The organism is Peptoclostridium sp. AF21-18 (assembly GCF_003478825.1).
Lineage (GTDB): Bacteria > Bacillota > Clostridia > Peptostreptococcales > Peptostreptococcaceae > Peptacetobacter.
Genome location: NZ_QUGE01000009.1, coordinates 756 through 15,869 on the forward strand (window position 1 = coordinate 756; position 15,114 = coordinate 15,869).

General features: G+C 28.6%; 14 protein-coding genes. 6 read left to right on the forward strand and 8 right to left on the reverse strand.

The window, feature by feature from the left end; genetic code table 11:
* Positions 1–75 precede the first annotated feature (75 nt).
* Positions 76–750 carry a helix-turn-helix domain-containing protein gene (locus DWX74_RS05590; RefSeq protein ID WP_006439901.1) on the reverse strand — a complete coding sequence of 225 codons (675 nt, stop codon included), beginning with the start codon at positions 748–750 and terminating at the stop codon, positions 76–78.
* Positions 751–825: 75 nt separating this feature from the next.
* Here DWX74_RS05590 and DWX74_RS05595 point away from each other — a divergent pair, with 75 nt between their 5' ends.
* The 6 genes from DWX74_RS05595 (at position 826) to DWX74_RS05620 (ending at position 4,804) form a co-directional block, all read left to right on the forward strand.
* Entirely contained in the window at positions 826–1,329 is a 504-nt protein-coding gene (locus DWX74_RS05595; protein WP_118549089.1) for a hypothetical protein, read from the forward strand.
* Positions 1,320–1,967 carry a hypothetical protein gene (locus tag DWX74_RS05600; RefSeq protein WP_118549090.1) on the forward strand — a complete coding sequence of 216 codons (648 nt, stop codon included), beginning with the start codon at positions 1,320–1,322 and terminating at the stop codon, positions 1,965–1,967. The genes DWX74_RS05595 and DWX74_RS05600 overlap by 10 nt, the downstream gene beginning before the upstream one ends.
* Positions 1,968–2,000: 33 nt before the next feature.
* Positions 2,001–3,284 (forward strand): hypothetical protein, encoded by a 1,284-nt coding sequence (locus DWX74_RS05605; RefSeq protein WP_118549091.1) that lies wholly within the window; start codon positions 2,001–2,003, stop codon positions 3,282–3,284.
* 3 nt (positions 3,285–3,287) lie between these two features.
* Complete coding sequence (locus tag DWX74_RS05610; protein WP_118549092.1) at positions 3,288–3,887, forward strand: response regulator transcription factor; 600 nt, start codon at positions 3,288–3,290, stop codon at positions 3,885–3,887.
* A 130-nt stretch (positions 3,888–4,017) separates the two neighbouring features.
* Entirely contained in the window at positions 4,018–4,191 is a 174-nt protein-coding gene (locus DWX74_RS05615) for a DUF6440 family protein (RefSeq protein WP_118549093.1), read from the forward strand.
* Between the two features lie 133 nt (positions 4,192–4,324).
* Positions 4,325–4,804, forward strand: a complete 480-nt coding sequence (locus tag DWX74_RS05620) for a GNAT family N-acetyltransferase (protein WP_118549094.1) — start codon at positions 4,325–4,327, stop codon at positions 4,802–4,804.
* 228 nt (positions 4,805–5,032) lie between these two features.
* Here the strand turns inward: DWX74_RS05620 and DWX74_RS05625 are convergent, their stop codons facing one another.
* From DWX74_RS05625 to DWX74_RS05655, 7 genes are all read right to left on the reverse strand, one after another.
* Positions 5,033–5,707: an ABC transporter ATP-binding protein gene (locus DWX74_RS05625; RefSeq protein WP_118549095.1), complete on the reverse strand. Its 675-nt coding sequence runs from the start codon at positions 5,705–5,707 to the stop codon at positions 5,033–5,035.
* Positions 5,708–5,884: 177 nt separating this feature from the next.
* Positions 5,885–8,533, reverse strand: coding sequence for an FtsX-like permease family protein (locus DWX74_RS05630; RefSeq protein ID WP_118549096.1), 2,649 nt, complete (start codon positions 8,531–8,533; stop codon positions 5,885–5,887).
* Positions 8,534–8,537: 4 nt separating this feature from the next.
* Positions 8,538–9,479 (reverse strand): ABC transporter permease, encoded by a 942-nt coding sequence (locus DWX74_RS05635; RefSeq protein ID WP_118549097.1) that lies wholly within the window; start codon positions 9,477–9,479, stop codon positions 8,538–8,540.
* A gap of 131 nt (positions 9,480–9,610) precedes the next feature.
* Positions 9,611–10,801 carry a DHHW family protein gene (locus tag DWX74_RS05640; protein ID WP_118549098.1) on the reverse strand — a complete coding sequence of 397 codons (1,191 nt, stop codon included), beginning with the start codon at positions 10,799–10,801 and terminating at the stop codon, positions 9,611–9,613.
* Positions 10,802–10,828: 27 nt separating this feature from the next.
* A complete protein-coding gene (locus DWX74_RS05645) occupies positions 10,829–12,118 on the reverse strand; it encodes an MBOAT family O-acyltransferase (RefSeq protein WP_330415635.1) in 1,290 nt (429 codons plus the stop codon).
* An 811-nt stretch (positions 12,119–12,929) separates the two neighbouring features.
* The gene (locus DWX74_RS05650) at positions 12,930–14,390 is read right to left on the reverse strand and encodes a sensor histidine kinase (RefSeq protein WP_118549100.1); all 1,461 of its coding nucleotides are present in this window, start codon (positions 14,388–14,390) and stop codon (positions 12,930–12,932) included.
* A complete protein-coding gene (locus DWX74_RS05655) occupies positions 14,390–15,100 on the reverse strand; it encodes a LytR/AlgR family response regulator transcription factor (protein WP_118549101.1) in 711 nt (236 codons plus the stop codon). Before DWX74_RS05655 ends, DWX74_RS05650 begins: the two co-directional genes overlap by 1 nt.
* Positions 15,101–15,114: the final 14 nt, after the last annotated feature.

Below are 15,114 nucleotides of genomic sequence, written 5' to 3' on the forward strand. Positions count from 1 at the left end.
TTATTGGATAATGATGTTTTTCATGTACTTCTTTTATAGCTGTGTATATATAATTATTTCGTACTCTCTGCAAACTCACCTCCTCTCTATTTCCTGTATTTTTTTTAATAAAGCTATCTCCATTTCAGCCTGTCTTTTTTCATTTTCTAATCGTTTTATTTCTCTGCGAAGATGCTCTACTTCTGTTAATTGATCTTCAGATTTTCTTTTTCCTCTTTTATCTTTTAGAGCATCCTTGCCAGATTCTTTATATTTAAGAGCGTAGCTACGTGCTTGTGTATATGATATGTTATATTTTTCAGCAGCTTCGCTGTAACTATGTCCAAATTTAATGCAATATTGAGCAATTTCAACTCTTTCTTCAAAGCTAGTTTTTTTATTTTTAGTCATAATAGTTCCTCCAATAGATTTAGAAGATTTTAGTTCTTTATTACTATTATACTCCTTTATCCATTGTTCAAGTGGACTTCTTGAATTAAGTCCATAAATTCTACAAATTTCATTTTGTGAACCATCACCATTTAAATATGCTTTAACTGCTGCTTCTTTAACTTCCTTTGAATATTCAACTTTTTGAAATTTATCACTAAAAGCTTTTTCTCCTTTTATTTGATATTTTAAAATCCATTCTTCGACAGAAGAATGAGCTACACCATAAATCTGCCGAATATGTCTTCGACTTTCTTCGCCAGAAAGAATCTTTTTTACTGCATCTAATTTTTGTTTTGCGGTTACATTACTTCTAGGCATAAAAATTGCTCCCTTCTAAGTTTAAAGTGAATTTATTTATTTCACTTGTCCACTCAGAGGGGAGCAATTCATTCTATGGTTGTAGATTTAACAGCAAAAGATAAATTGAGCCGAAGAATTGAATTTTTTATAGGTTCAGGAATTGATATAAAAGAAATTATAAAAAATTATTCAATTCAGATTTTCCGTTTTTCAGGGCTTATACCTTTCTTTATTTTTATGAGTTGTTATTATTTCATAAATTGGAAAATTGACTTTGGAACTATTGTATTTGTTTATCTTAGTACTATTATTCTCAGCTTTTGTGAAATTTTAACTTTGAATATAATCGTCCTTGATGTAAAACGCGTAAAATTATTTAAAAATATTCTATTCTTCTGTAATTTTGCACTCGTTTATTTAATTTCTATGTTATCTGAAAAAATTATCTTATTTGTAAATCAGTATCATATCGGTGTTGAATATTTTATTATTGCAATAAACTTTATACTTTGCATAATATTTATAATAATTAGCTACCTAAAGCTTCACAATATAAACAACGAGACTATTATTAGGAGTGATAGCGAATGGATTTAATAGTTTTAAATATTAGAAAGATATTAAATTGGAATTTTATATTTATGAGTTTAATAGCAACTTTCTTTGGAACACTTTCTTTAATGAACTTAAATGATTTTTCAAAAGAAATTTTATTTAATATTAATATAGAATACCTTCTACTTGATGGATATATATGTTTATTTATATTCTTTGCCAGTGAAATAAGCAAATCTATGCTGCAAGAAGAAAAAATTACAAGGAGAATAGAATGGAAACTTGCCAATGGTATAAAACTTAAAAGTATAATAATTGAAAATACTCTATCTTTATTACTAGCAACTATTCTCCTTTTATTTCCACTTCTTTTTATAGTTTGTATTAACATGCCAAATATTATATTATTATTAAACACTTATTTCCTGATGCTTTGTATGTTATATTCTTTATTCATAAATATTATTATCCTTTGGATCAGAAATATGAATTGGTTTAAAACTATTCCTGTATTTGCAACACTAGTTCATATTCTTATAACTATTTTAAAATATATTTTATTTATAAAAACTGAAAATGCATTGGTCTTGCTATTATTTTCTTTAGTGAGTATAATATTTTTGACTATATGTATTTTATGTTTATTAAATAAAGAGCATATTGTATCATCATACTTTTAAACAACGAATTTTAGTAGAGAGGAGAAATATTAAATGAAAGATAAGCACTTTTATACATACTTATTTCTTCATGCAGGAATTATTACTTTATGGGTTATACTTGATAAAATGAATAAAGTAATTACACATGATGGAACGATTAATTTATTATCAATTGCTATATTACTTTATTATTTCAATTTACTCTACCTTCATGTAATGGCATCCAGACAAGAAACAACAATATTTGAATATAGTTGGAATGTTCTTTCTATATCATTTATTGCATCTTTAATGTATAGTAGCTTTTCTAATTTATATGCTTGTGTATTTCTATTTTTCGAATTACTTTTAGGTATAATGATAATAAAAACTAACTCAAGTAAAGGAAGGATAATTAGTTTTTTATTTGGAAGTTTGGCTATTACAATGTCATTTTTTAATCTAAAAATTCTTTCTACTATAACTATATTATTAGGCATATTCTTAGGAATTTTTATTGATTATAGATATATAAATCTTAAACAAATTAATATTCTTCCAATTACTCAAACAAAAGCAAAATATATTCTTGTTTTTATAATTCCATTATTCACAGTTGTATTCTTCTGCTTTGGTTTATCTACACTGCAAATCAATGTATTTTTTCAACTTATAATGCTGTTATTTGAAACTTTTGCTATTATTCATCTCGATGACATGGAGGATCATTATAATGAATTAACAAAGTACTATGAATTAACTAATTATATTGCAAATGAAAGGGATGATTTTTCAAGAATACTCCATAATGATGTTATTCAAGATATTTGCGCTGCCAAAAATCTTTTGTCACTTCGTTCACCAGATATTAATAATACAAAAGTTATATTATCTGATTTAGAGGTTAGAGTTAGAAACATGATGAATTTCTATTCTTCTAATATATTTGATGGGTACTCTTCATGGGAGCATATTGAATACATATTTACCTCTATAAAAAAACTATATCCAGATAAAAATATATTCCTAGATTTTAATATTGATAAGGAATCAATGATTGCTTTAAAAAAATATAATAACTTAAATCAAACTATGCAGATAATTAAGGAACTTGTAAATAATATTTATAAACACGCTAATGCAACTTTTATCTATTTAGAAATATCTCTAAATGAAGATGATAATATCGTAATTACTTGTGAAAATGATGGTGTAAAACCAGGTGATATTGAAAGCATCCGTTCTTCAAAAGGAGGTCTATTATTTTTAACGCTCTTAATAAAAGGTACTGGCGGTAATATTAATTACTTAGAAAATAATGGAATTCTAACCACAATAGTTGTTTTAGGAGGATAAAAAATGAAAATATTGTTATTTGATGATCACAAAATATTTGGAGAAAGTCTAAGTAGACTTTTAGAAGATAGTAATGAAATCTCTGTCTGCTACTATGTAAGTAATGAATCAGACTTTTGGGATATTCTTTCTAAAGATATGTGGGATATTTTATTGCTTGATGTCAATCTACGAGAAAAATCAAATTGTTCTGGTATTGATTTAATAGAAAGTATATATAATAAACAGCCAGATTTGAAAATTGTTATGCTTTCCTCATATGATATGCCAATTTATAAACAAGAAGCCATTAAAAAGGGTGCCGTAAGCTATATTGACAAATCCACTTCTTCTGACGATTTAATAAAAAAGCTTATTAATATTAATAGTGGTTATAAAACTACTTTATCCCCTCTAATAGATTCACTAACTGAGCGTGAAGTAGAAATTATTAAAGCCATTGGAACCGGAAAAAGTAGGCATGAAATAGCTAAAAATTTATATATTAGCGAAAGAACTCTTTATAATCACCTCCAAAATATTTATGAAAAGTTAGGAGCTACAAATTCTATTGAAGCTTATAATAAGGCTATTACTTTAGGATATATTGATCCTTTTATATAACTTTCTATTAAATTTTTCTAAATATTCTAAAGATAAAATAAATATTTCAGTATATTTATTGTCTACTGGATTATTTGTGATTATAATGTAAGTAAATAAAAATAATTTTTAACTTAGGAGGTGTTCCTAAATGAGTAAAAAAGATAGATTTGAAGTTATTTATCAAGAAACAGGTTTAAAAAGCGAAAAAACAATATTAGTTGACAAAGAAACAGGAGTAAACTATCTCTTCATCGCAAGTGGCTTTGGTGGAGGATTAACACCTCTATTGGATAAAGATGGCAAACCTATTATCACAAAATAAAGAAAATTTAATAAAATAGGCTATTGCATTTATATCAATTAATGTGATAGCCTATTTTTATACAAGTGTAATTCAAAATTTCATATTAAATATTATTTAATCATTAGATAATACACAAAATTGGAGGATATTTATGTCTAATTATAAAATTGATACAATAACTGAAATTGATATAGATAAAATTTTAGATATTTATAATTCTAATACACATTTTTTAGAAAATCATATGGGTATTACCGAAGTTTCTAGAGAATTTATAACTAATGAAATTAAAGAAATGAAAAATATTGGATTTAATTCTCTAGTTATAAAAGATTGTATGAGTAATATAATTGGAATATGTGATTTTAAAATATCAGAAGAAGTTTATTTATCTTTGCTAATGATTGATGCTAATCAACAAGGAAAAGGTCTTGGTAGTATAGTATATAATCAGTTAGAAAAGCTTTTTAAAGAGAATCATGCCAATAAAGTTAGAATTGATGTTGTGTATAATTATGATCATAACGCAGTTGATTTTTGGAAAAAACAAGGTTTTATCCCTTGTGAAAAAATAAAATTAGAATGGAATGGATATAAAACTAATGCTATCAAAATGTTAAAATTTATTTGATGCCTATTAGTAAAATATTTCAATAGGTTTTCCTTCAAAATTTGCGAGTGTAAATAAAAACTGATAAAAAGGGAGGATGTATATGCAGATATACTCCTCCCTTTCTGTGAGTAGTAAATATATGGAAAGATAAAAAAAAGACCATTTCCGTCAACAATCTGCAAGCGAAGGCAAAAAGCCGTAGCTGAAGCCTGTAGACGAAATGGTCTTTTTTATCTTTCCCCGTATTTACTTATCACTTATAATTTTCCCATCACTAATAGTCACTATTCTATCCGCAGTTTCCGCAATTTCCTGGTTATGAGTTATCATCACAAGTGTCCGACCAAAATCATTGACAGTATCTCTAAGCACCTGCATAACTTCATCAGTTGTCTTGCTATCAAGATTTCCAGTAGGCTCATCAGCAAATATAACTGATGGTCTATTAGAAAGTGCCCTAGCTATTGCAACCCTCTGCTGCTGACCACCTGAAAGCTCATTTGGAAACTTCTTCACCTGCTCCTCAAGTCCCATACTCTTGATAATACTATCAATATAGATTGGATCCTCCTTTGAGCCATCCAAAAGAATTGGTAACACAATATTGTCGTATACACTAAGCACAGGAATTAAGTTAAAACTCTGGAATATAAACCCAAATTCCTTTCTTCTTATCTTAGAAAGCTCGCTATCACTCAACTTGTATAAATCTTCATCCCCTAGAAAAACTTTCCCATCTGTAGGCTTATCAAGTCCAGCTATACAGTGAAGAAGTGTACTCTTTCCTGATCCAGATGTCCCTATTATCGCTGTAAATTTTCCATTTTCAATCTCTAAATCTATTCCGTCTACAGCTTTAACAAGGCTCTCATCTTTTCCGTAGTATTTTTTCAAACCTTCTATCTTTAACGTCTTTTTCATAAAATATCATCTCCTCTATATTCACCAAAATTTATTTAGCGAATAAAATTTATCTGCCATTTATTTACGATTAGATTAACATTTTAAATATTTACCTTCAATACATACTGCCTAAACGGTATAAAAATCGGTACAAATGGCAATATAAAGTCTAAAATCAATTTATTCTATCAAAATTTAATCATCTAAATCCCTAATTCCATCTGCTATTTCCTTATTTGCAAATTCTCTATTTGCTAGAGAAACTGCAACCAAACAAGCTATAATTGTAGTTATTACAAATACAAGCGCTCCTCCAGTTGGAAATGTAAAGTCCATAAAATGCTCTATTCCAAAGTTTACATACGCATCGTTGTGCCATTTAACCATTTTCAAAAGACTTACAACAGCTATTGCTATTCCCACAATTGAGCTAAGTACACCATAAGTTAATGCTTCAAACCTATTCATTTTCTTCATACCTGAAACATCCATTCCAAGTGCTCTCATTGTGAATATCTCTTTTCTTCTAATTATTAAATTAGCTCTAACTGTGCAGAATATATTTAAAATAGATATAAGAACGATAAGAATTAAACTTATTATCGCTTCTTTTCTCATTTCTAACTCTGCCATCCTTTGCTCTTTTTCAAAATTAAATCTATTACTTATCCGCGCTGGTATATTATCTTCAACATAGTCTATGACCTTTTTATTTTCTGCATCAGTATTTGAATCTTTAAGGTTTATTCCTATTTTATTAAATGTTTCTTTTCCAAATATAGCTTTCATATTTCTATCAGATGTTATCAGCTCCACCCTAGATGGAAGTAGCTGATCTCCATAACCTAACCAGCTTTGAGATATAAGCGCACCTACTCTGATATTTATTGTCTTTCTCTCTATTTTATCTCCATTGTGATAATTTACATTTATTGGGATTATATCGCCAACCTTAAGCCCTTTTATAACCTCGTGATATGTATGCGTGTCTATAGGATCATAGAAATAATTTAAAACTGCAACATTTACATATCCATCTTTTGTATGTTTTATACTGTCAAGAGATCCATCTTTTATATAATCCTTCATTCTTTCGTCAATTGCATCATTAGTGTAAAATCTCATGTGACTTAAAAGGTCTATGTTATCTGTTTCCTTTATTCCGTAGTATTTTAAAGCTCTCTTATTTGCACTTTCCTTTTTAAGCTGCACATTTGCCTCTCCGTCAAATCTTGCATTTATAGATTCTACCTCATTCATTCCATTCAAACTTTCGACATATTTCTTATCAATTCCAAAAGTATCTATATCGTTGCTTACTCCAGGAGTTGCTTCTATATCGTATTTATAATATATATCAGTTATATTATTGTCTATTTCTCCCATCATAGATGTGAATGTGTTCATTATCATATATCCGCCAAGTGCTATCGAGATAACAGAAATCAATGTTCTGCTTTTTTTAAGAGTTAGATTTCTCATTCCCATGTATCCATATATTCCAAATACTTTCTGTAAAAATCTACCAAATACACCCTGTTTTTCTCTTCTCTTATGTGTTGAAATATCTCTAACTGCATTTAAGCTAGATACTCTTCCTATTTTTATAATCGGCGGAATAGTTGCTATTACTACAGAAATCAGAGATACAACTACTGTCTGGACTAGTATTCCACTTTCTATGTATAGCTTAGGTTTTATTTTAAGTGCCGTTAAACTAGCATCCTTAAACACCATTAATCCAACTTTTGAAAATACTATTCCAACTAATATCCCAAGAATTGTTCCTATTACCGCAATTATCGCCGACTGATACATTATCATCATTCTAACTTTGTTCTTAGTAGCTCCAACCAGTCTAAGTAGGCTAACTTCTTTTATAATTTCTCCCCACATTATGTTGAATATATTAAATATAAGAAGTATTACAGTTAGTATTATAATCATATTATTTTTGTCGTACATATTTTCAAGTAAAAACTGTATATTTGAAAGTTCACTTATATAATTGCTGTTTGGATAGAATGTAGGTCTTCCTATTCCATTTCTCATAGCAACTTGTTCTACTTTGTTTCCAACTGCTATACTTTCTCTAAATGACTTAGCTTTATCAGTTTTAAATTTTACTATAGAGTCGTAAGTTACCGCCTCATCTGGAATTATTCTCTGATTTTTTGTAAATGAAATTCCCTGTAATTCATCGCTGCCATTTCCATAAGTGTACGCTATCCGGCGACTCATCTCTGCACCTACTTCAACAGCTCCTCTTATATTGTCCTCATATTTTCTTTTTACAATTCCCACAACCTTGAATTTTTTATTCTCTGTAAATAACTGCTCTTTCCCATTTTTATCTGTATATTCTTTTTTAAGAGTTACAGTTATTTCTTTTCCAAGCTTGTCCTTTATTCCAAAAATCTTTGCTGCTTCTTCATCTAGCACAATCTCATTGTTGTTTCTAGCCTTTCTCCCAACAAGCTCCTGAGATTTCATAGAGAAGTAGTATGGTGCTGAGACATATTTTCCTTCAAAAGACTTTAGCTCTGTTTTTAAACCATTGTCTGTTACTATCTCACCTAGGTTTTGAACATCGTCTATTGATGCAATATCTTCATCTCCCATTAGTTTATTCAACTGATCTAAAGTTATTCCAACGTATTCTGTGTGATAGCTTCCGTATACTTTTTTCAGTGCATTTGCTTTGTTCATACTCTGAGAAATTTTTACTGTGTTTAGCCCAAATATCAAAGCAATCGCAGCAATTACCCCTAAAAACATCATCACAGTTCTGTTCTTGTTTTTAGTAAGGTATTTGATTGATAGTTTAGAGTATATATTTTTCATGTTCTCACCTCTTTTTTCTTGTGTATACGGCGTAAATTATTTCAACTACAGCCAATATTGCCAGTATTACAATAATTATTTTTCCTTTATTGCACAATTTTTCTGAATCAATGCTTATTTTTGAAAGTTTATTTATGTAGTTACTATTTGGATATATTTTATCTTTTCCTATTTTACTTCTAGCACCTACCTGCTCAACTTTCTTTTCAAGATTTACATTTGAGCCAATATGATTTTCTTTTCCTGTTTTAAATCTTAATATCACATCGTATGTAACAGCCTCATCTGGAATTAGCTCTTGTCCTTTATTCCATATAAGACCTTGCACGTTTTCATTACCATTTCCGTAAGTGTAAGCTATCCGTCTATTTATGTTGGACTCAACTTTTGTATTGTCCTCGTATCTTTTCTTTACAAATCCGACAACTTTGAATTTCTTATTCTCTTTAAATGTCTTCTTTTCTCCGTTTTTATCTGTGTATTCTTTTTCAAGATTTACATTAATTTCTTTTCCAAGATCGTCACCTACTCCCAAAATCTTTGCTGCTTCTTCATCTAGTACAATCTCGTTGTTGTTTCTAGCCTGTTTCCCAACAAGCTTTTGAGATTTCATAGCAAAATACTGTGTAGTTGCGTAGTATCTTCCTTCAAATGACTTTAATTCAACTTTTGAACCATCAGCTGTAGAAATTTCTCCCAAGTTTTGAATGTTGTCTATTCTTTCAATATCTTTTTCTTTGAAAAGACTCAAAATCTGTTCCTCAGTTATACCAACATATTCTGTGTGGTAGATTCCATATGACTTTTGTATTTCATCTGCTTCATCTTTACTCTTTGAAATTTTTACCGCATCTACTCCAAGTATTAGTACAACCGCTATTAAAGCAAATATAAATACCATAAGCATTTTGCTTTTGGTAAGTTTTTTTAAGTTTGTATTTTTCATATTCTCACCTCTTTTTTAGAAAAATTTTTTATAATTTATTTGTGTGATTGATTAATTAAATAATATCATTTTATTTTTTATATATTATAAATTTGGTCTGAATGGTATAAAAATGTGCCTGAATGGTAGTTTTATATACCTTTTTTTATCATTTCATTTATCATTGAGTCAAACCCCGAACTATTAAACATAAACAATACTATATCTGCATCGCTCTCTTTTATAATCTCTGTATAATTTTTTTTGATATCTGATATATTTCTAGAATCAATTAACTCTGTTTCTTTGAAAAAATCTCTAAACAACCAAGTAGTCGCTCCTTGCATAGAATCTCTAATTACCAATATCTTTTTATCCGAAAATGCATCTTTATTCTTTATTTTTAATATATTCATCTGTGCTCCACGAGAATACGCTCCTCCATAATCCCATTCTTCTTCATGTCTACTCGTAGCAATTACATCTTCTTCCTTAACATTTTCTCCATTTAAAAAGTATTCAACATCGTTATTTTTATTTTCTTTAATAGTTAAATAATCTGGGTACTCTTTTTCTCTTACAACCATACATATATTTTTGTTATAACTTCCATTAAATTTTTTACTATCTACAGTTACTTCTTTATACTTACTAAAGATATTTTTTAAATTTTCTGAACTTATATCCAAATCCATCTCTTCTATAATTTTTTTAAATCCTTCAAATGCTCCTTTTCCATTCCAATGGTGATCAGTTTTAAAATACATACTTTCCAATTCTTTTTTACTAAATTTGTTCATCATATAATCATCCATCTCTATATAATTTATAACTTCCTTATTAAGTTTATCCTCAAATCCCTTAATATTCTTATCTATGCTGCTTGTTTCTATGTACTTTGGATAAATATGTTTAAGTACATTAGTTTTGTGCGGTGTCATAGCAAAATAAACATCCTTACCTTCACTTTTTCCAACCTTAGCCAATTTATTTATAGCATTTGAATATCTATTAAGTCGCTTTTCATTAAATACATTTGGAAATTTTCCCAAAATCCAGTTATTATCTACAACATAGTAATTCCCAACCTCTGTCTTGTTTAGAATATAGTCTGTAACTGTATTTACACCTATTAAAAAATCTCTAAATACAAATTGGTCATTATAATAGTCTTCATATTCTTTTGAAAAATTTTCTCCTCCTACTTTTTCTAAGCTAGGTCTTTTACTCAACGTTCTATTCTCTACTTTACTGTATTCTTTATCTGGAGAAATAGTATTAAATACAAAAAATGTAACTATTATAACCAAAAAAGGAATTATTATGTATCTATTCTTTTTCATTTTCTATTCTTCTCCCTTCAATATTTTTTAAAATCTAAAATATAGAAACGGATTGTATGTAGAACTACAAAGCATTATTGTAGATACTAATACACACATACTCAGACTTAGCCCGTATAAAATCTGTAAACTCTTACTTTCATTTACATCTATTTTTGAATTTATATATTCTTTTGCTATTTTTACTACTGGAGTTGATAGTATCATAGCTGCTATTATCACATACCAGTAGTCTATAATATATATGTATAATTGATTACTTACTATTGGATTATTTGATAATCCAAACATAACTTTATAAAAGTCTAGTGCATCTCCAATTGTTAAAGATCTAAATATTACAAACAATAATGTTACTGTAGATAATACGTATATATGTCTGAAAGCATTAGACCTCTTTTCCAGCCATTCATTCAAAAAGGCTCTCTCCATTGCTATTATCAATCCATATAAAAGTCCCCATATTACAAATGTCCATTCTGCTCCATGCCACATTCCTGTCAAGAACCAAACTATAAATATATTTCTATATATCTTTAACTTTGATACTCTACTTCCACCTAATGGTATATAAACATAATCTCTAAACCAACTTCCTAAAGATATATGCCATCTTCTCCAAAATTCTGAAATACTTTTAGATATGTATGGATAATTGAAGTTCTCTAAAAAATCAAATCCAAACATTTTCCCAAGACCGATAGCCATATCTGAATATCCACTAAAATCAAAATATATTTGTAATGTATAACAGATTATTCCTAACCACGATTCCAATACCGATATATTTCCAATAGCTGCATTAAACACTCCATCTGCCACAACAGCTAATTGATTAGACAATATGACTTTTTTTCCTAAACCTATACAAAATCTATTTACACCATCAGCAAATTTTTCTTCTGAGTGAATTCTTTGATTTATTTGGTCGGCTACAGTCTGATAGCGTACTATAGGACCTGCTACAAGCTGAGGGAATAGTGCAACATAAGTTCCAAAATCTATTATGCTTTTTTGAGCTTTTGCATCTCCTCTGTAAATATCTATTGTGTATGACATTGTCTGGAATGTATAGAAAGATATTCCTATTGGAAGAGGTAAATGAAGTAAAGGAATATTTGTATTGAATACAATATTTACATTAGATACTATAAAATCAGCATATTTGAAAAATCCAAGCAAACTTAGATTAATAATCGCCGAAGATATTACATATCTAAATGCTTTTTTTCTATTTCCTTTATTTAAATTTTCTTCTACTTTCATTCCATGTGTATAATCCACAATTGTTGAAAATATCATAAGTAAGACATACACAGGCTCTCCCCACGCATAAAAAAGTAAACTCATTATAAAAAGAACTATATTTTTCCACTTATCTTTTGCCCCATAATACATTAAAAGTGTTATCGGTAAAAATAAAAATATAAAAAGCAAGCTACTAAATACCATATTTATTCACACTCCTCATTTAACTATTCGATAAAATCATATTATCATTTTATTTTCTTAAATAATTAAATTGTGCGCGAATGGTATGAAAATGTGCCTAAACGGTAAAAAAACTGTATAAAATCAAATTTTATACGTTAATATCTCTCGGGGATTGAAGTCATAGACAAACTCCTCTCCAGGCAATCAAGTTGCATTGTCGAGTTCGTTTTGTCTATGACCTTCAATCTACCAAGTTAGCTATTATCCCTATAAATTTTGATTTTATACAGTTTTTATATAGTAAATTCATAAATAAACTTGATGTTGAACAATCTTGTAACTGTTATAGTATATTGTATTACAGTACATTTTTATTATTTAATCTTTTATAAATTTACTAACTAAAAAAGTGGATAAAATCAAAATTTGCTAAAACTATTAATGGTATCTAGCATATGAGTTATATAGACAAAACTCTCTCGACAATCTGCAAGCGTGTATTTTATTCACAACAATACATATTACTTACACGCACGCTGAAGCCTGGAGAGAAGTTTGTCTATATCTCATATGCTTTCATAATAACAAAGGATTAGCAAATTTTGATTTATCCACTCTTGCATATAGTAAATTTATAAAAGATTATAATAATAAAAAGACTGCTGCAATTTATGCAACAGTCCCTCTATTTCCATTAGTTTAAAGGTATTAATATTTTTATCATAAATTTATCATCATCATAGTCTATCACAACATCTCCATCATAAGCCTTTGCAGATGTTTCAATACTTCTAATTCCTATTCCATGGACAAAGTCGTCCTTTTTCTCCGTGATAAATCTACTTCCTGCTCTTTTTATCTTATTTGTTTTACTGTTTTCACAGTATATTACATAGTACCGCTTTATTTTATACACCTCAAGTTTAATATATTTCTCTCCATTCTCAATCTTTTGACAAGCTTCAATCGCATTGTTTAACACATTTGAGAAAATGTTAGATATATCTGCATTCTTCATAAAGCTCAATTCCTTAGAGTTTACATTGGTTTCAAAATCTATACCTTCTTTGATACAAACTTTTTTCTTTTCGTTTAAAATTATATCTACTATAGCATTTCCAGTGCTTTTTACATCGTTGCTATTATTTAATTGTTCCTTCAATTCATCTATATACTGCCTTGATTCTTCGCTGTTTTGATTGAGATTACTTATATTTTCAAGATGATTTTTCATATCGTGGTACAATTTTCTCACCTGCATCTGAGATTCTTCAAGGCTAGAATAGTATTCTTCTTGAAGTTTTAGTTTGCTATTCATCAAATCTTGCTTTGCTCTTTCATCATTTTCCTTTTTAATCATAATAACTAGATATATGGTCATTATTAGATTTAAGAAAATTAAATCTGGAAGTACCTGTATTTGTAGTAGATGCCTTTCTGATGTCAATAATTTTCCATATATAAAACCTATCTTCCCTATAGAAATTACGTTTAAAAACTCTAAAACGAATAATATTATTACGTTCATCAATAGTATATTTATCCCATACACATATACTCTATTATTGTTTACCAGTTTTTTTATAATCTTCACAATTCCAAGCATAAATAGAAATACAAGAAAAGCGATTAATATAACAGAAAAATCAAACCAGTTCCATTCTTGCAAGCTCAATTTTGTAACCATGTCTGAAGAAATAGAGTCCTTTTTCCAAATTATAAATAGTATTCTTGGAATTACCACATCGCATATTAGTGAAAGGTATTTTGTAGTCATTACGAATAAAAATGCTGATTTTATGCAACTTATATTGTATTCTTTCTTATATACTTTTGCTAAAAGTAGTAAAAATGGTATGTTGAACATCCACCTTACTACAATATATCCCTTAATTTCACCCATTGAAAGAAATCTTATCAAGAAATCTCTAAATACCATTTTTCTATACGGTATAAATCCACTTCCTGTATATATTTCCCATATTCTGATTTCCCTTACTAGTATGTATGTAATAGCTATCATAAAAAGCTGCACAGTTATATTTCTTTTTTTAGATATTTGCGCATCTCTTTTGTACTCGACTACGGTGTTAAATACAAAAAATACATTAACTACACTAAATAGATATATAAATTCTCTAAATATTTTTCCCACTAATTACCACCGCCTAAGCGCCAGAAGAATTTTTCTTTGAGATCTTTATATTTAGTTCTTCCAATAGGTATGTCTTCACCGTTGTCTAAAACAGCCGTATAACCTTTGATTTTGTTTATATAATCGAGATTTACAATGAAGCTCTTTTGACATTGGTAGAACATATCCAAATCTAGGCTGCTTTTTATCTCAGATAATGTCTGTCTCGTTTCGCTGTTTCCCTTTTCTGAATGTATGATTACTTTTCTGTTTAAAACTTCAATATAAAGTATATCTCGCTGATATATTTTCTTAATCCCATCATCAGATTTTACAACTAAATACTTTCCCTTGCTCTCCTCTACATCTTTGATACACGATTTTAAATGTTTTGCTACTATATCTTCATCTACTGGCTTTAATAGATACCTATACGCTCTCACTTCATAGCCATCAGATATATAATCAACTAAAGATGTGATAAAAATTATCTCCATATTTTTATCATTTTCTCTAATTTTTCTAGCGGTATCCATTCCATTTATATCGCCCATAATTATATCCAAAAATAGTATATCTATTTCACCGACATTCTCCTGTAGCAGCTCCTCACCAGAAGAAAATGTCTTTATTTTATAATCTCTGTCGTCGTCAAACATAGTCTTTTCGACGACATTTTTTATTTTTTCCCTTATTTCTTTTTCGTCATCGCAAATTCCTATCGTAAGCATAAAATCCTCCTTTC